This is a genomic window from Commensalibacter sp. M0268 (genome assembly GCF_016101925.1).
In the GTDB taxonomy this organism is placed as follows: Bacteria; Pseudomonadota; Alphaproteobacteria; order Acetobacterales; family Acetobacteraceae; genus Commensalibacter; species Commensalibacter melissae.
The window spans coordinates 402,564-419,349 of the sequence record NZ_JACFPQ010000001.1 but is presented as its reverse complement, the minus strand read 5'-3'; the positions used below and the strand labels follow the sequence as shown (position 1 = coordinate 419,349).

Here is a 16,786-nt window from a genome sequence, read left to right as displayed (position 1 = left end):
AGTTTAATTGATAAAAATTTATGACTTCAGATTTACCCGTTATTGAATTTGACAATGTTTGCAGAAATTTTGGCAATCATGCCGCATTATCCAACCTTACTTTCTCCATTCAAAAAGGAGAAATAGTTGGAATTATCGGACATTCTGGAGCAGGAAAAACAACTCTGCTACGATGTTTGGCGGGGTTGGAAAAACCAACAAGCGGTAAGGTCAAGATTGAAGGAAAAGATATAGCCCATTTGCCTGAAAAAGCTCTTATTCCATTAAGACAGCGAATTGGGCTGGTTTTTCAGCATTTTAATCTACTTAATTCTAAAAATGTTTTAAATAATATTGCCCTTCCCTTGAAAATTGCTAGGATACCTAAAGCCAAACGAATTGAGAAAGCAAAAGAATTGCTCGAGCTGGTTGGCATTCCTGACAAGGCCCTCAATTATCCAGCCCAGTTATCGGGTGGGCAAAAACAACGTGTTGGAATAGCAAGAGCCCTGGCAGCCAATCCCGCCCTTTTGTTATGTGATGAGGCAACCTCTGCCCTTGACCCAGAAACGACACGTTCAATAATTGAACTTTTATTACGAATTAATCGGAAACTAAAACTTACAATTGTTTTGATCACTCATGAAATGAGTGTTATCCGCCTTTTAGCGGATAGAGTTTTTGTTCTGCAAAAAGGTAAAATCATCGAGGAGGGAGCAGTAGGTCAAGTTTTTGCTCATCCACAATCGGAAACAACCCAACAATTATTGCAAGAGGAACAGCCTGCCCTTCCCCAAAGTATATCCCAAAATATTCATTCCAACCCTGGCAGGAATGACCATGCCATTCTACATGTCATCATGATGGGCAGGGTTGTAAGAGATCCCTTAATAGCTAATCTCCAAAAAGATTATCAAATTTCCGCAGTACTGTTGGAAGGAAACATAACCCATATACGTGAAACACCAATTGGCACGACATTTCTTGCCGTTCCTGCGGATCAATGGCAACAAACAATAACAGCTCTTACAAGTATGGGCGTTGAGACAGTTGAAAAGGTTGGTTATGTCTGTCTTTAATCTTGATCAAATGAATAATCTCATAAGTCAGTACACTCATATTTCAACATATCAACTTGAACAGTTATATATTGCTATTGGCCAGACATTGGAAATGACTCTAGCTTGTGGTTTGCTAACCTTGACAGGTGGATTACCTCTCGCCCTTTTCCTGGTTATCACCGCACCTGACGGTTTAAGACCCGCACCGATATGTAATCGATCGATTGGATTCGTTATTAATATATTCCGATCCATTCCTTTTATAATATTGCTGGTGGCCCTAATTCCCGTAACACGATTTCTTGTTGGAACCGCTATTGGCACGACTGCAGCAATTGTTCCGTTAACTATTGCAACTATTCCCTATTTTACCAGAATAGCGGAAGTTTCCCTTAAGGAAGTCGACCGTAATCTTATTGAGGCAGTTAAAGCAATGGGAGGAAGCAATTTTACAATTATTAAAGAGGTTCTATTGCCTGAAGCTTTACCGGGACTCATTTCCGGTTTTACCGTGACTCTAATCCTGATTATTGGAATATCCGCCATGGCTGGGACCATTGGGGCAGGTGGATTGGGTCATTATGCTATACAATATGGATATCAACAATTCAGATCGGATATTATGGGAATTGTAATCGTTATATTGGTGCTCATGATTTCAGGAATTCAATGGTTGGGAGATTATCTTGCAGGGAAATATAATCACCGTTAATTCTTAGATAAAATTAAAATTACTGATATTTCTGAAATCATCAATTATGTTTTTATTTCAATTTATGTTATAGATTGAAGAACAAACCCATCCATTTCATCACGGGCTTAACTTTTCAAATTTGGTATATTATATCAAGAACGTAAATTATAAATCTATATCAGCTATTTTTTAAAGCCATAAAGGATAAATTATAATGAATTGGTTTAAAACTGGATTGTATACAGTTTTACTTTCTACGACTTTACTATCTGTCAAAACTTATGCACAAGTTACGCCAATCAATCAAGAAGAAAGCGGAACTTTACCAGGCTTATCCAAACAATCCGTTCAAATGAAATCCCAGGAAGCTGAAAAAGGGGGTGAACATATTACCGTTCGAGGACACCGTGAACCACCTCCCGGTTATACCTATGCACCTTCCATGAACATGCAAAATGGACCAGATCCCGAGCATCAACAAGCTTTGGCTGAATCGAAAGACAAGGTAAGTGGTGCCAATCTTTCAAAATATGGTACCGCGTATCAGGAAAGTGGCCCAATGGGACAGGGGAAATTAGGGGATTCAACAGGAAATGGATGGTTAACCCCCCGATAATCAAACTTTTAATTTTGTTTATCTGTAACCCTTGCAACCTGACGAAGGGTTACAATTTCCTCCGCAGAGGTTGGATGAATACCGATTGTTTCATCAAAAACTGCCTTGGTTAAACCTGCCGCAACTGCAACTGAAAATCCTTGCAGCATTTCTGGTGCGTCATCTCCGACAATATGAAGTCCAACAACCTTTTGCGACGATTGATCAACGATCATTTTAATAAAGGTTTTAACCTTACGTTCCGTTAAACTATAGCGCATTGACGTAAAATTGGAGATATAGATATCAACTGCTCCTCTTAGTGCAGCCTCTTCTTCAGTTAAACCAATGCTTCCAATTGGTGGATTAAAAAATACAGCCTTTGGAATATAATCATAGTTACTTTTACGAATTTTATTTCCGAATAAACGATCAGCCAGGGCATGTCCTTGAGCAATGGCTACAGGAGTAAGATTAACAAAATCTATCACATCACCGATGGCATAAATATGGGGAATTCGAGTTTCAAAATCTTCATTAACAATGATTTCCCCCTTTTTCCCCTTTTCAATCCCAATTTTTTCAAGATTTAATCCTGACAAATTGGGATGCCGACCAGTGGCAAAAAATACACAATCTGTTTGCACCACTTCTCCGTTATCAAGATAAAGATGATATTGCTCACCTTGTTTAATAATCTTTTTTGGATGGGCTTTGACATGTTGAATAATATCCTTACGCTGTTCAATCGCATCATAGACAGCCTGACGTATATCCTGATCAAATCCTCTGAGGGGGACAGGTTGACGATAAATCAAATCCACATTTGAACCCAGTCCGGCAAATATGCCGGCAAACTCAAGTGCAATATATCCAGATCCAATGATGGCAATATTTTCAGGACGTTTTGACAAATAAAAAGCTTCATCTGAAGTAATGGCATATTCATTTCCTTCAATATCAAGTTTCGTGGGTGATGAGCCTGTTGCAATAACAATATGCTTGCCTGTAATAAATTTATCTTCTGCATTTTCATCAGATAATACAGAAGATGAGATTTTAAGAGTATGGTCATCTTTGAAAGAGGCATGACCTGTAAATAGAGTCACCCCCGCCCTTTCCAACATGGAAATATAAATATTATTTAACCGTTTTATTTCATTGTTTTTTGCCTCAATAAATTCAGGCCAATGATGGTGTCCGGGAACCGTATCCCATCCATATCCGTGACTATCTTTGACCTGATTGTTGAAATTGCTTGCATAAACCATAAGCTTTTTTGGTACACAGCCAATATTTACGCAGGTACCACCCCAATATTGTTTCTCAACAACCGCAACACGGGCACCATGGGAAGCTGCAATACGGGCACAGCGAACACCGCCTGAACCTGCTCCTATAACAATAAGGTCAAAGTCGTATTTCATGAATTATTGCTCCGCAAATGCTTTTTCAATTACAAAGGAACCAGGTGATGAACCGTTGCCTTCTACAAAACCTCTTTTTTCAAGAATTGACTTGGTTTCCGCCAACATTTCTGGAGAACCGCAAATCATAGCACGATCATGTTCGGGATCCATAACAGGTAAATTAATATCAGAAAACAGTTTCTCATTTTCAATCAGGGTCGTGATACGATCTCTTACAGGAAATTCCTCACGAGTAACTGTAGGATAATAAACCAGTTTTTCTTTCACATATTCTCCCAGAAATTCATTATTTGGCAAATCATTTAAAATATAATTATGATAAGCCAGTTCCCCTTTGATGCGTACAGTATGGGTCAGGACCACTTTTTCAAAATTCTCGTATACCTCTGGATCACGAATAAGGCTCATGAAAGGTGCCAATCCGGTTCCCGTTGAAAAGAAATATAAGTTTCGACCGGGTTTCAAATTAGGAAGCACCAGGGTTCCCGTTGGTTTACGTCCAATAAGAACCGTATCACCGACCTTCATATGACATAAACGTGAAGTCAAGGGACCATCAGGAACCTTGATTGACAGAAATTCAAGATGTTCTTCATAATTAGCGCTTGCAACACTATAAGCTCGCAATAAAGGTTTGCCATTTACCTCGATTCCGATCATGCAAAATTGACCATTTTCAAATCTTAAACTTGAGGTGCGCGTACAAGTGAAAGAAAAAAGACGGTCCGTCCAATGATGAACAGATAAAACCTTTTCAGCATTTAAGTGACTATATTCTTTAGAGGGCGGGGAAAGACGAAAAGAATCATCAATCATCACTGATTCTGTCATTATTTACTAATCTCCTGCAATATTGGTCAATTTATATGAAATTTATCTTATATATTGAAACCCAATTCGTCATTTTTAAAAAATTACCGTGTTTAAAATTATCTCTAATAAGAAAATACTGATAAAATTTTTTGATTCAATCTTATTTAATCAATTTTTTCAAATTATACATAAATATAAGGCATTAAAATAAAAAAACTTATATTATAAGTACAATATGTTGCGAAAAACCTATATTATCTTTTATCTTGTATTCTAGATATGTACTAAATAATAAAATTCAATTTTTTAATCTGTTAAATCATATGAACTCATCCCCTGCTGAACTTGCCCTTTACAAAGTCTTACAAGAAACCCGGCTAGATATTACGCCTCAAGAGGAAAATCGTCTAAAAAAACTCATTGAACGTCAATTTGAAACTGACTCTGACACGATTGCACCAGCAAATTTTATAAAACTTCTCTGTAATATTCGTAGAAAGGGATGGGCCAAAAAATTAACCCAGCTTGTCCAACAAAAAAAATATGTTTGGGTTCAACCCGAAGATATTGCATGGGCGGTTTCGTTTATTCACACACCTGAACCCAATGAAACTAATTTTGAAAATGTATTGCGGCTTGCCCTAGGAAACCGTTTGAAACAATCAAGCGGCAATGCCCATGAGGCAATTCAGAATTTACAGCTTGAAACCAATAATGTTTCAACGAGAACATTCGATAATAAACAATTGACAATTATGGCAGATACCGTTGCCATGGCTTTTGATATACAGGATAAAGATAGTTTTATTGATCAGATTTTGACAGATTATAAGATCAATAAAGAAAAAGATGAACAGTTACTACAAACAGCCAAAGCCCGTAAGAAACAGGAGATAAAACGACAAAGGGAATGGGAAAATAGCCTTGTAAGCTTCAAGGATATACCTGCAATATTGCATTGCTCGTCCAGGGATGCCCTAAAATGGATTGGACAGAACAGAATTCCAATTGCCCAGAAAATAAAGAAACGCGGAAAAGATATTTGGAAATTTGATCCTGTTGAATTGAGAAAATTACGCAATCAAATTTCAAGTTGGATCGAAGAAATCCCTAAGGGAAAAAAGGGTAAATATATAAACCTTGGTGATCTCAATATCAAAAACAAGGTATTGGCCAATGTAGCGGCAATGGATCGATATGCAGGGCATTTTATAACAGCCCGCTCCCTGAAAAGACATATCACCATTGTGACTGGACCAACCAACAGTGGAAAATCTTATACTGCCTTGGAAACAATGGCTAAAAGTGAGAGTGGAATTGCCCTAGCACCACTACGTTTATTGGCGCATGAATTCAAGGAAGCCCTGGCGGAACGTGATATTGAGGCATCCTTGAAAACGGGTGAGGAGCGCAATATTATCCCTGGAAGCCGTTTTCTGGCAGCTACTGTAGAAATGTGCCCGATGGACAATCCTGTTGATGTGGCGTTGATTGATGAGGCGCAAATGCTGACAGATCCTGATCGTGGCGCAGCATGGACGGCTGCAATTATGGGCGTTCCGGCACGCCATGTTTTTGTTCTGGGTTCACCAGAATGTATCCCTATTGTCAAACGCATTGCCAATTTATGTGATGATCCCTGTGACGAGATTATTCTACAAAGAAAAAGTCCCCTTATCACTGCCAGTTCGCCAATCAGGTTATCAAAATTGAGAACGGGTGATGCACTTATCGCCTTTTCAAGAAGAGAGGTTTTGGATCTACGTTCCCTTCTAATGCAGAAAGGTCACCGCGTTGCTGTAATATATGGGGCCTTGAGTCCGGAAGTCAGGCGGGCGGAAGCAAAACGCTTCAATAATGGCGAGGCAGATATTTTAATCGCAACAGACGCTATCGGTATGGGATTAAATTTAGCCATCAAACGTGTTATATTCAGCACGATCTTTAAATTCGATGGTCAAAACAGGCGCCCCCTCACATCCCAGGAAATCAAGCAAATAAGCGGACGTGCAGGTCGATATGGCAAGCATGAAAACGGAATTGTAGGTATTATGGCTGGTGCGGGCGATCCTGCCTTCATCCATCGTAATCTGGAGGCCCCTCCAATCCAGGAAAATGATTTGCGGCCCCTGGTGCAACCTGACAGTGATATTGTTCAAGCAATTGCCAATGAAATCAATTCAACGAGTTTATTCGGTGTATTGACACGCTTGAAACGGGCTGTTTTACGTCCTGATGATCCCAATTATCGATTGGCAAAAATGGAGGAAACATTCGCGATTGCATCCTCACTGGAGGGAGTGGATGGTCTTTCCCTTAAAGATCGCTGGACATATTCAACATGTCCGGTCGATGACCGTGACAATGGCATTCAACGGCTTACTCATTGGGCAGCGGATCATGCTGCCGGCAAAACCATACCCGCTCCTGGATCTGGAAAATTACCCAATCCAGCCCAGGCATCCCGACGCGAACTTGAACGCGCTGAAAAAATGCATAAACGCCTGGTAAGTTGGCGCTGGCTATCCTTGCGTTTTCCCGATTTTTACCCAGATTTGGAAAATGCCGAGAAAAATACGAAGAAATTAAATGAATGGATTGAATCAGTCCTTCGCCAAAAACGCAGGAAAATTGAATTGTAAATTGTTGATTTTTACAAATTCTTTAATGAAACAAGATGATACAATAAATTATTACTATTTCATCCTGTTTATTTTAAAAGTGAATTAATCAAAATCTTTTCGATAAAATCGATTTTGGAGAAGGCAATGTTGTGGTTTTATCAATTAGGGTATCCACGACTTTATTCTTAACAGGCTTTAGTAAATTGGCCGTTTTAATACCTAACCTCCTTAATTTCCACAATCCCTTTTCTTCACGTGTATAAAGCGTTGCAATAGTGTTTGTCAGGGTAAACATCGGCATGGTTTTGATTCTTAACCGTTTTTCGAAATAACGTAATTGTTTCGATGTGCCGATTTCCTCTCCCCTTTTTAAACCTGCCAAAACTTCATCTGCCAAGATTTCCTGGGCAATCAGGGCAAAATTGTAACCATGGGCTGTGATAGGATGCATTCCAATAGCCGTATCGCCAACCAAGGCAGCATGTCTTGTTTCAAACCGGTTGGCAAATACAGTTTTCAAAGGATAAACATGCCGGGTGGAAACAAGCTCCATTTTTCCAAGCCGTCCATGTATGCGTTTCATTATTTCCAGATTGAATTGTTCGGCTCCCAACGATCTGACCCGATTCATTTCATCAGGAGGAAGAGACAATACAACAGAAGTGACATTATTATTCAATGGCAGTAAGGCAACAGTCTGTCCTTTGTCAAACCATTGCAAGGCAACTTGATGATGAGGCAACTCATGCTTCATACGACATACCATCATATGTCGATGAAAATCATGCAGCAAATATCCAATTTCAAGACTGTCCCTTATTTTGGAGAAACGTCCGTCACTTACAACAGCCAGTTTTGTAGAAAAAACTGCATCGTCCTGATCTGCATTGGAATATTCAACCCGGGCATAATCAACAAAGCAATTTAATTGATTACAGCGTGTATTGGATAAAACAGTAATCCCTTCACGAGATTGAACCTCTTCAAATGTTGCCTTTCGGATCAGATGATTTGGGACAAGATAACCAAGAGCCTCTTCGCCCTTTCCCTGCGTGTCAAAAATCAAAGGATTGTTTTCTTCCCCATTCTCAACCCTAGCCTCCCTGAGTGAAGAAATTTCATCTTGAGGAATACGGTCCCATATCCCCATTGATTTCATCAATGAAACGGAATGATGGGTCAAAGCTATTTCACGACCATCAAAAGAAGGTTCTTGCAAAGCTGTCATTGGGGCTGGATCAATAACAGTGACTTTCAGTCCAATCCCTTCCAGGGACAATGCCGCACTTAATCCTGCAGGACCCCCGCCAATCACAACAACATCCATCATATCTTTAATTTTTAACATCGTTTCATCTCTTTAACTATTTATGAATCAATTTTGAAATTTACTGCACTTCCCTGCCAGTTAGCGACATAATCATCCACTGAAACCCGTGGAGGTGCCTCAGATCCTTCCACAGGTGTTCCGATAAACATAAACCCGATCATTCTATACGGTTTTTTCAGTCCCAATAATTCCGTAATTTCAGGAACATCAATGGGGCCTGTAATCCATTTTGCACCAAATCCCAGAACATGGACAGCATTCAATATATTCATGGTTGCCGCTGATGCTGCCATCAACTGTTCATCAAGGGAGATAGACGTCTTGTCATCATGAAATTGACGAAATCCAAGTGCCAAGATCAAAGGGGCATTCGAAAAATTTTGCAATATTTTGGTTATATAAGCGGGGGGATAACAAGAATCCGGTTTTGTAAGGATCTTTTCCAATGATCTTACCCATTTTTCTCGATACTCTTTACCAATAATCACAAAACGCCAGGGACGTAAGCGCCCATGATCAGGAGCCCGCATCGCTGTTGATAAAATTTGATGCAATTCATCGTCATTTGGCGCAGGTTGAGTTAATGAACCACATGAAAAACGAGAAAGCAGAAAATCAATATTTGACATAAAATTATCCATTACAATAAAGTTATTTATAATTTTACCATTTATAATGTAAGTTTCATATCAAATCTAAACTTACTGTAATTTCCCCGAGACAAAAATACGTAAAAAGTATTATGAATTTAAGTTTTATTCATAAGAAATTCATGATTTCATAATTTCATTTCTTACTCTTTAATCTTGGCATTCCGGCAAAAGCAAGTTATTAATTGAATGTCAAATATAATTTATATTTTAAAGTTATCTTTTATGAATACGCAAAGACAGGTATCCGTACATCGCAAAACCTCGGAAACAGATATCCAGCTCACCCTGAATCTTGATGGAGCAGGTCAGTCCAATATCGAAACGGGAATCGGTTTTTTTGACCACATGCTGACAGCTCTTACCAAACATGGCTTGTTTAACTTGGACATAATGGTCAAAGGCGATCTACATATTGATTTTCATCATACAGTGGAAGATGTCGGCATAACTTTGGGTCAAGCATTCCAGAACGCGATTGGAGAGAAAAAAGGAATCTGTCGGTTTGGACAAGCCTCTGTTCCTCTGGATGAGGCCTTGAGCGAAGTCGTTATCGATATTTCTGGTCGCCCATACCTGGCATGGAACGTGTCTTTTCCAACAGAAAAGATAGGAAAGATGGATACCGAATTATTTGAAGAATTTTTTCGTGGGTTTGTGATGAGCGCCCATTTGAACCTGCATGCAATATTGCATGCGGGTCGTAATTCCCATCATATTGCCGAGGCAACATTTAAAGCAACTGCACGTGCTTTGCGAATGGCTTGCGAATTCGATTCACGTGCTTTGCATTCCATTCCATCAACCAAAGGTGTGTTGTGAAATATTTTACTGTCTATGCAAACCAAAACCAACCTTCCGAATTAAAACTGGTGCCTGAGGGTTTTTCTTGGCTCGTATTTATACTTGGACCTGTTGGTCTTTTTGTGCAAAAAAGCTGGATTCATGGATTAATTCTTTTAAGCATTTGTTTTTCACTGATTATCTGGATACATCCATCTTTCTTCTTGATGGCTTTGGTACATTTTATAGTAGGTTGCTTTGCCTTCCACTTTCAAAGAACGGAATTGCAATGGGCAGGATGGTATCTTCAAACCGTAATTGCCGCACCCAATAAGAAATTTGCCCTTCTTCGTTTACTTGATAAAAAACACCGTTTAACAAACTATATCAATTCATGAAACATAAACCCGACAGCATTATTGTTATTGATTATAACGGCGGAAACCTTGCCTCCGCTCAACGCGCCCTGATTGCGGCGGCCCACATGATCAATCTGCCTGTTGATGTTGAAATCAGCAACAAACCAGAACATATTCAAAATGCGGACCGTCTTATATTACCTGGGCAGGGAGCGTTTGCAGATTGCATGAATGGATTGCAATCCATTCCCGGTTTGCTTGAATCGTTAAATGCCAAAGTTCGGCAAGGGACCCCTTTCCTAGGAATTTGTGTTGGCATGCAAATAATGGCTGAACAGGGATTAGAACATAAAACAACCAAAGGTTTGGGATGGATCCAGGGTAAAATAAAACCTATCGATACAACAGATTTACCTTTACCCCATATGGGATGGAATGAACTAAATTTTAAAGTAAATGCACATCCTGTTATGAATGGAATAAATCCAGGTGATCATGCATATTTTGTCCATTCATATGCTTTGTCCGCTGAAGATAACAAGGATATTATCGCTACAACCGATTATGGCATATCCATTCCGGCCATCATCGCCAAAAAGAATGCGATTGGCACGCAGTTTCATGTCGAAAAGAGTCAACAGGTTGGATTACATATTTTGGCAAATTTCCTAAGATGGAATCCTACCCCCGCTTAGCAAGTATTTATTAATTACAATGGATAACATCAACTCAAACCTACTTCCAAAAATCGAATTAGAACAAATTACCACCCTTGATAATGATGATGATTTGCATGCAATCTGTGAATCTCTGGAAGCCGCAATACTGGCTGGTTATCATTGTCGCTGGGTTAAGGCACCACCAAGACAATTGTTGGAAAGCTATATAAAGGGATCGTTACTTGTTCCCGAAAAAACTCTTTTCACAGGTCGAATGGATGGACATATTGTCGCATTTTGCGAGGTTGAAACACCACTAAAAGAAGAGGAATCTCCCTATATTGCTGCAGAAATCACCATTTTTGCAGTTGCACCCTATGCCATAAATGTCGGCGTCAGTAAACGTTTACTTCTAAAAATCGAACAGACCATTGCCCAACTAGGTTTCCCGATCATTAATGTGCAAATTGATGAAAGTCAGAAAAAATTATTTCAGTTTTATTTGAAAAATGGATATCATCATTGGGCAACCCACCCTTATTATCGAAAAATCAACGGGCAAATTTTCAGGGGATATTTTTTATATAAATCCTTTTTGAACCTACCATAATTTTAACTTCATGAAGTGTAACTTATTTATGTCCAGCTTTTCTTCAGCAGTCCATCCCCTAACATTATATCCCGCGATTGATTTGAAAAATGGTCAATGTGTTCGATTACGTCAGGGTGAAATGGATCAGGCAACGATATATTCTGACAATCCCGGTGAACAAGCTCGAAACTGGAATAATCAGGGTTGTAAATGGTTACATGTTGTTGATCTTGATGGTGCCTTTGCAAAAAAATCTGTTAATACAGAAGCTATTTTAAGCATTCTTGCCAATTCTCAGGTGCCTGTTCAACTTGGAGGTGGAATACGGGACCTAAATGCTATCGAATATTGGCTTTATAAGGGCATAAAAAGAGTTATTCTCGGTAGTGTCGCTGTTAAAAATTCCAGACTAGTTTATCAGGCCTGCAAATCCTTTCCTGGTCAAATCGTGATTGGTATTGATGCCAAAAAAGGATATGTATCCACCGAAGGTTGGGCGGAAACCTCTGAAATGAAAGCCCTAGACCTCGCCTTACGCTTACAGGACAGCGGTGCTTCTGCTATCATCTTTACTGAAATTGAACGAGATGGCATGTTATCCGGACTTGATCTTGAACAAACTTCCAATCTTGCCCATCATCTCCAGATACCGATTATCGCCAGTGGAGGCATTGGTAACCTTGCACATATTGAGGCGTTACGAAACGTTGCCAATCAGGAGCCAGGAATAGAGGGGGTAATTGTTGGTCGAGCCCTCTATGATGGACGCATTCGGATCAATGACGCTTTAAAGGTGTTGGAAACATGTTGAAAACCCGTGTCATTCCCTGTCTTGATGTTAAGAACGGACGAGTGGTCAAGGGAGTCAATTTTGTCTCCCTACGTGATGCCGGTGATCCCGTTGAACAGGCATTGGTTTATGATAAGGCAGGTGCCGATGAATTGACATTTCTGGATATAACCGCAAGCAATGAAAACAGAAACACCATCATTGATGTGGTGAATCGTACAGCGGAAAAAATTTTTCTTCCTTTGACTGTTGGCGGGGGTATTCGTACACCGGACAATATACGTGCGCTTCTTTTAGCAGGAGCGGATAAATGCGCCATTAATTCCGCAGCCATTAAAAATCCGGATCTTGTTAATGATGGAGCTAATAAATTTGGCAGTCAATGTATCGTTGTTGCTATTGACGCACGATCTGATAATAAAGGTTCATGGGAGGTCTACAGTCATGGTGGTCGTAATCCAACGGGTATTAATGTCATTCAATGGGCAAAGGAAATGACCAGACGTGGTGCTGGTGAGCTTTTAATTACCAGCATGGATCGTGATGGTACGGGAAAAGGTTTTGATCTTGATCTTCTGAAAGCAATTAACAGTAATGTTAATGTCCCTGTGATTGCTTCGGGGGGTGTGGGTCAATTACAACATTTTACCGAAGGCGCACAAACAGGAGCAACAGGATTACTTGCAGCCAGCGTTTTTCATTTTGGCCAATTTACGATTGAGCAGGTAAAAAAGTCTCTGGCAGGAAACAACATTCCTGTCCGCCTTTCCTGATCTGTATTTAATAAAGGAAACAAGGTATGAAATCCAATCTAAATGGTGAAATTCTTGATCGTCTATATAAAAAGATTGAAGAAAGAAAAAATAATGACCCTCAAAAAAGCTATTCCGCCAAATTACTGAAAAAAGGGTCACACAAGGTTGCACAGAAATTCGGTGAAGAAGCTGTTGAATGCCTGATTGAATGTGCCACAAAAAATCCACAAAACCTGATCAGTGAAAGTGCCGATGTTTTGTATCATTTGTTGGCCATGTGGGTTATAACAGATATATCGCCTGAAGATGTTTGGGCGGAACTTCATAAAAGAGAGAAAATAAGCGGGATCGAGGAAAAGGCTTCTCGTAATTTAAAATCTTCAAAATAACAGGTGAAACAATGGCTTCAACTTCAGTTCGTTACGATTCTCAAAATATATTTGCTAAAATTTTGAAAAAAGAAATTCCAGCAAAAACAATTTATGAAAATGAATATGTGTTGGCGTTTCACGATGTAGCCCCCAAGGCACCAATTCATGCCTTGGTCATTCCCAAAAACCCTTATACCTCCTATGCTGATTTTTCTCAACGTGCAGCCCCCGAGGAAATTGTGGCTTTTACCAAGGCTGTTGCACATGTAGCCAATTTATTGGGTCTTGACAAAGATGGTTATCGCATTATCAGCAATATTGGCAGGAATTCCGGCCAAGAAGTTTTCCATTTTCACTTTCATATTCTTGGTGGGAAAAAGTTACCATTTGCTTAATTAAAATTTTTCCATGATTATTAAAGCAGATAAAGAAACACCTTTAGCAAAGGCAATGAATAAGAAAGAAATCAAGGAATTCATTCGTCTTCTTGCCAAGGCACGTCCGGACGCTAAAACTGAACTGAATTATTCTTCACCCTACACGCTTTTAGTGTCCGTTGTTTTGTCGGCTCAGGCAACTGACATATCTGTTAATAAAGCCACAAATAAATTGTTCAAGATTGCATCTACACCTGAAGCAATGGTTGCTCTTGGTGAGGAAAAATTAGTTCCCTTTATCAATTCCATCGGTTTATGGCGTGCCAAGTCCCGAAATGTTATAGCGCTTTCCAAACAATTGATCGAAAATTATAATGGGCAAGTCCCGCAAACAAGAGAGGCTTTGGAAGCTTTACCCGGTGTTGGAAGAAAAACAGCAAATGTAGTATTAAGTGTTGCTTTTGATCAACCTGCCATGGCAGTTGATACGCATATATTTCGAATAGGCAATCGCACGGGTCTAGCTCCCGGCAAGACACCCCTCGATGTTGAAAAAAATCTAGTAACAAATATTCCCCGAGAATTGATTGCGAAATCACATCATTGGTTGATTTTACATGGACGCTATTGCTGTAAGGCTAAAAAACCTGAATGCTGGCACTGTCCTGTTGTGCAAATATGCCATTACCAAGATAAAAACATAAGTCCGTTTTGATTTATTCACTCAAAGCTTCGGGTAAATTCGGAATACCACGTTGAATTGGTTCCATAACCCATGGACGATTGCCTCTTAATGACAAATCATTTTTGATCTTGTTTGAATTCAACCATATGCTATGTGATCCATATACCCAGTTTTTTTCTTTATCAACAAATGATATATCAGGACATAAACGCTGTTCCCATAATAAAGAAATTTCCAACCGCATAGCATGACATATTTCAGCTTGGAAAAAGAAATTCTCAGGTTTTTTTAATATGATCAAAACATGTTCATCCAGCAATTTGCAATAAAAATCCTTGCAAAGAATATTTCTGTCATGATTGTGAGAAAATTGAATTCTCACTTTTGATACACCCAAGTATTGTTTCCATCCCTCAATCGTATATTTGTTGCATCCATGCTGACAAATTACCCAAATAAACCCAGTTCGTCGAATGGCAATCATTTGTCCATCCGCAGATGTTACTAGATCAGGATTTTTACCCCATAAACAGGATATAATCCCTATCGTAATCAGAAGAATGCCGGTACTTTTTAATCGAGTCACGCATAAACAGATAATGCATAATCCAATAAAATAGCATGTCAACCCCCATCCAGGCATATCCTTAACCCATATAACCGCATAAGGGAAATCATTAACAATTCGGGCTGTATTAATTACCAAATTAATTCCATACGCCATCAAATGTAAAAAATAATAATCAATTCCTGTCCCGATAGTTACCAGGGATAGTAATCCAGTTGGCATGATCAAAAACATTGTTACAGGAACCGCAATCAAATTTGCCAAAATAAAATATAAATTCAGTTCATGAAAATGAGCCATAACAATTGGACATACTGCCAAGCCAGCCAGGAAACTGATCCATGCAGCCTCTGAAATATAGAAAAAAATTTTTTTTAAACCACGAGTGTTCTTGGATTTTTTAAAAAAACGGTCATATCCCCAACCATATCCTGTAATTATAGCCATCACAGCTGCCATAGACATCTGAAAGGATACGTTCATGATCGATGAGGGTGAAAAAATCAAAATCATCAATGCTGCCAGCATCAAATTATGCATTGATAAACTTCGACGATCCATAGACAGGGCGAAAACGATCAAACTTGCCATTATCAGACTACGAATTGCCGGCAAATGAAATCCTGTAAGAAGAAGATAGATACAACCTGCAATCCATCCAATTGATAACGCAATCATTTTCACTGGCCAATGCAAGGCAATATATTCACTTCGCAATAAAAGCCAGCGTACTGTACCGCCAACAATCAACATCACCGTTCCCAGATGCAGACCAGCAATGGCCAATAAATGGGCCAGTCCGGCCACAGCAAAAACATGTCTGTTTTCTTGAGATAAATTCACATCAATTCCGGTTAATAGAATTTGCGCAATTGCACCAGTCTCACCAGGCAATAAAATCCTGATACGACAGGCTATTTTTTCACGTATCAATTGTATTGAGGTTTTATCGCTTTTTCTAATTACGTTAATAGGAGCGATAGCATATCCATAAGCACCAATATTTTTAAACCAATCATGAAATTGCAAATCATAACTCGCCATTCTAACTGGAGGAAATGGATGCTTCAGCATCGCTTTAACCTCTATCCAATCTCCGACATTAATTTGGGAATGATCGGTATGGAATAATGTAATTTGAATATATCGATGCCATTCTTTCTGTTCAGATTCTGGATATGATAAAAAATGAACACGATGCACTAAAACACGGGTTTTTCCACTTGATAAAATCTCTATTCGACGAATTTTTCCTTTCATTGTAGCCGCATGCGTTGGCAAACGGTAAAAAGGTTCCTGTCGATGTGTTTGTAACCATGCAAGACAAAACCCTGATCCCAATAAAAAAACAACACAGTGAAAAATATAGAGATTCAGTTGAAGGGGATAACGCCATCGAATGACTGCCATTCCTATCAAACCGAATATTGAAAATATAAAACCATAAGATAAATCTGGTTCGCTCGTAAGAGTGAAATAAATCAGACTTCCAAGACCCAATATCACAGGCATCCATAATTTCGAATGGTCAGTTTCCCTTGCCAACAGAGCAATGACATTTTTTATGCTGTCTAAGATAGTTCAAAAACTCCATAAAAATATTTTTTTTCTAGACTTCATATCTTTATTTTTAATAATTAATATAAACATTATTTCAATTCACTTTTCATT

At 39.1% G+C, this 16,786-nt stretch carries 18 protein-coding genes; 13 read left to right on the top strand and 5 right to left on the bottom strand.

Annotated features, from left to right (window positions below):
• The first annotated feature begins 20 nt into the window (after positions 1–20).
• The 3 genes from H3R28_RS01885 (at position 21) to H3R28_RS01875 (ending at position 2,350) form a co-directional block, all read left to right on the top strand.
• Entirely contained in the window at positions 21–1,058 is a 1,038-nt protein-coding gene (locus tag H3R28_RS01885; RefSeq protein ID WP_198209103.1) for a methionine ABC transporter ATP-binding protein, read from the top strand.
• A gap of 40 nt (positions 1,059–1,098) precedes the next feature.
• Entirely contained in the window at positions 1,099–1,752 is a 654-nt protein-coding gene (locus H3R28_RS01880; RefSeq protein ID WP_198209517.1) for a methionine ABC transporter permease, read from the top strand.
• A 196-nt stretch (positions 1,753–1,948) separates the two neighbouring features.
• Entirely contained in the window at positions 1,949–2,350 is a 402-nt protein-coding gene (locus H3R28_RS01875) for a hypothetical protein (protein ID WP_110438249.1), read from the top strand.
• An 8-nt stretch (positions 2,351–2,358) separates the two neighbouring features.
• On the opposite strand, the gene gorA is transcribed toward H3R28_RS01875, so the two are convergent.
• The gene (gene gorA, locus H3R28_RS01870) at positions 2,359–3,756 is read right to left on the bottom strand and encodes a glutathione-disulfide reductase (RefSeq protein ID WP_198209105.1); all 1,398 of its coding nucleotides are present in this window, start codon (positions 3,754–3,756) and stop codon (positions 2,359–2,361) included.
• A 3-nt stretch (positions 3,757–3,759) separates the two neighbouring features.
• A complete protein-coding gene (locus tag H3R28_RS01865; protein WP_110438251.1) occupies positions 3,760–4,590 on the bottom strand; it encodes a ferredoxin--NADP reductase in 831 nt (276 codons plus the stop codon).
• A 305-nt stretch (positions 4,591–4,895) separates the two neighbouring features.
• Here H3R28_RS01865 and H3R28_RS01860 point away from each other — a divergent pair, with 305 nt between their 5' ends.
• Positions 4,896–7,214, top strand: coding sequence for a helicase-related protein (locus H3R28_RS01860; protein WP_198209107.1), 2,319 nt, complete (start codon positions 4,896–4,898; stop codon positions 7,212–7,214).
• Between the two features lie 88 nt (positions 7,215–7,302).
• Here the strand turns inward: H3R28_RS01860 and ubiM are convergent, their stop codons facing one another.
• Positions 7,303–8,544 (bottom strand): 5-demethoxyubiquinol-8 5-hydroxylase UbiM, encoded by a 1,242-nt coding sequence (gene ubiM / locus H3R28_RS01855; RefSeq protein ID WP_198209109.1) that lies wholly within the window; start codon positions 8,542–8,544, stop codon positions 7,303–7,305.
• Positions 8,545–8,564: 20 nt separating this feature from the next.
• Positions 8,565–9,155 carry a nitroreductase gene (locus H3R28_RS01850; protein WP_198209111.1) on the bottom strand — a complete coding sequence of 197 codons (591 nt, stop codon included), beginning with the start codon at positions 9,153–9,155 and terminating at the stop codon, positions 8,565–8,567.
• 246 nt (positions 9,156–9,401) lie between these two features.
• Between H3R28_RS01850 and hisB the strand changes: the two genes are divergently transcribed.
• The 9 genes from hisB to nth are packed head-to-tail and all read left to right on the top strand — an operon-like array spanning position 9,402 to position 14,577.
• On the top strand, positions 9,402–9,998 hold the full coding sequence (gene hisB, locus H3R28_RS01845; protein WP_155568280.1) for an imidazoleglycerol-phosphate dehydratase HisB: 597 nt from the start codon (positions 9,402–9,404) through the stop codon (positions 9,996–9,998).
• Positions 9,995–10,357, top strand: a complete 363-nt coding sequence (locus tag H3R28_RS01840; protein ID WP_155567085.1) for a hypothetical protein — start codon at positions 9,995–9,997, stop codon at positions 10,355–10,357. Before hisB ends, H3R28_RS01840 begins: the two co-directional genes overlap by 4 nt.
• A complete protein-coding gene (gene hisH, locus H3R28_RS01835; protein WP_198209113.1) occupies positions 10,354–11,013 on the top strand; it encodes an imidazole glycerol phosphate synthase subunit HisH in 660 nt (219 codons plus the stop codon). The genes H3R28_RS01840 and hisH overlap by 4 nt, the downstream gene beginning before the upstream one ends.
• Before the next feature lie 19 nt (positions 11,014–11,032).
• On the top strand, positions 11,033–11,587 hold the full coding sequence (locus H3R28_RS09025; protein ID WP_347400684.1) for a GNAT family N-acetyltransferase: 555 nt from the start codon (positions 11,033–11,035) through the stop codon (positions 11,585–11,587).
• A 28-nt stretch (positions 11,588–11,615) separates the two neighbouring features.
• Positions 11,616–12,380 carry a 1-(5-phosphoribosyl)-5-[(5-phosphoribosylamino)methylideneamino]imidazole-4-carboxamide isomerase gene (gene hisA / locus H3R28_RS09020; RefSeq protein ID WP_370552811.1) on the top strand — a complete coding sequence of 255 codons (765 nt, stop codon included), beginning with the start codon at positions 11,616–11,618 and terminating at the stop codon, positions 12,378–12,380.
• Positions 12,374–13,132 (top strand): imidazole glycerol phosphate synthase subunit HisF, encoded by a 759-nt coding sequence (gene hisF, locus H3R28_RS01825; RefSeq protein ID WP_198209115.1) that lies wholly within the window; start codon positions 12,374–12,376, stop codon positions 13,130–13,132. Before hisA ends, hisF begins: the two co-directional genes overlap by 7 nt.
• A gap of 26 nt (positions 13,133–13,158) precedes the next feature.
• Positions 13,159–13,503, top strand: a complete 345-nt coding sequence (locus H3R28_RS01820) for a phosphoribosyl-ATP diphosphatase (protein ID WP_110438258.1) — start codon at positions 13,159–13,161, stop codon at positions 13,501–13,503.
• Between the two features lie 11 nt (positions 13,504–13,514).
• Entirely contained in the window at positions 13,515–13,880 is a 366-nt protein-coding gene (locus H3R28_RS01815; RefSeq protein ID WP_110438259.1) for a histidine triad nucleotide-binding protein, read from the top strand.
• A 13-nt stretch (positions 13,881–13,893) separates the two neighbouring features.
• A complete protein-coding gene (nth, locus tag H3R28_RS01810; RefSeq protein WP_230873077.1) occupies positions 13,894–14,577 on the top strand; it encodes an endonuclease III in 684 nt (227 codons plus the stop codon).
• A 1-nt stretch (position 14,578) separates the two neighbouring features.
• Here the strand turns inward: nth and H3R28_RS01805 are convergent, their stop codons facing one another.
• The gene (locus H3R28_RS01805) at positions 14,579–16,627 is read right to left on the bottom strand and encodes a ComEC/Rec2 family competence protein (RefSeq protein WP_198209124.1); all 2,049 of its coding nucleotides are present in this window, start codon (positions 16,625–16,627) and stop codon (positions 14,579–14,581) included.
• Positions 16,628–16,786 lie beyond the last annotated feature (159 nt).

Excerpts from the sequence above, each read along its gene's own strand:
- H3R28_RS01885 (WP_198209103.1), top strand. The coding sequence starts at position 21 with ATGACTTCAGATTTACCCGTTATTGAATTTGACAATGTTTGCAGAAAT.
- H3R28_RS01860 (WP_198209107.1), top strand. The coding sequence starts at position 4,896 with ATGAACTCATCCCCTGCTGAACTTGCCCTTTACAAAGTCTTACAAGAA.
- H3R28_RS09025 (WP_347400684.1), top strand. The coding sequence starts at position 11,033 with ATGGATAACATCAACTCAAACCTACTTCCAAAAATCGAATTAGAACAA.
- H3R28_RS01850 (WP_198209111.1), bottom strand. The coding sequence starts at position 9,155 with ATGTCAAATATTGATTTTCTGCTTTCTCGTTTTTCATGTGGTTCATTA.
- H3R28_RS01815 (WP_110438259.1), top strand. The coding sequence starts at position 13,515 with ATGGCTTCAACTTCAGTTCGTTACGATTCTCAAAATATATTTGCTAAA.
- hisA (WP_370552811.1), top strand. The coding sequence starts at position 11,616 with ATGTCCAGCTTTTCTTCAGCAGTCCATCCCCTAACATTATATCCCGCG.
- nth (WP_230873077.1), top strand. The coding sequence starts at position 13,894 with ATGATTATTAAAGCAGATAAAGAAACACCTTTAGCAAAGGCAATGAAT.
- H3R28_RS01805 (WP_198209124.1), bottom strand. The coding sequence starts at position 16,627 with ATGCCTGTGATATTGGGTCTTGGAAGTCTGATTTATTTCACTCTTACG.
- hisH (WP_198209113.1), top strand. The coding sequence starts at position 10,354 with ATGAAACATAAACCCGACAGCATTATTGTTATTGATTATAACGGCGGA.
- H3R28_RS01875 (WP_110438249.1), top strand. The coding sequence starts at position 1,949 with ATGAATTGGTTTAAAACTGGATTGTATACAGTTTTACTTTCTACGACT.
- ubiM (WP_198209109.1), bottom strand. The coding sequence starts at position 8,544 with ATGTTAAAAATTAAAGATATGATGGATGTTGTTGTGATTGGCGGGGGT.
- H3R28_RS01820 (WP_110438258.1), top strand. The coding sequence starts at position 13,159 with ATGAAATCCAATCTAAATGGTGAAATTCTTGATCGTCTATATAAAAAG.
- H3R28_RS01865 (WP_110438251.1), bottom strand. The coding sequence starts at position 4,590 with ATGACAGAATCAGTGATGATTGATGATTCTTTTCGTCTTTCCCCGCCC.
- hisF (WP_198209115.1), top strand. The coding sequence starts at position 12,374 with ATGTTGAAAACCCGTGTCATTCCCTGTCTTGATGTTAAGAACGGACGA.
- hisB (WP_155568280.1), top strand. The coding sequence starts at position 9,402 with ATGAATACGCAAAGACAGGTATCCGTACATCGCAAAACCTCGGAAACA.
- gorA (WP_198209105.1), bottom strand. The coding sequence starts at position 3,756 with ATGAAATACGACTTTGACCTTATTGTTATAGGAGCAGGTTCAGGCGGT.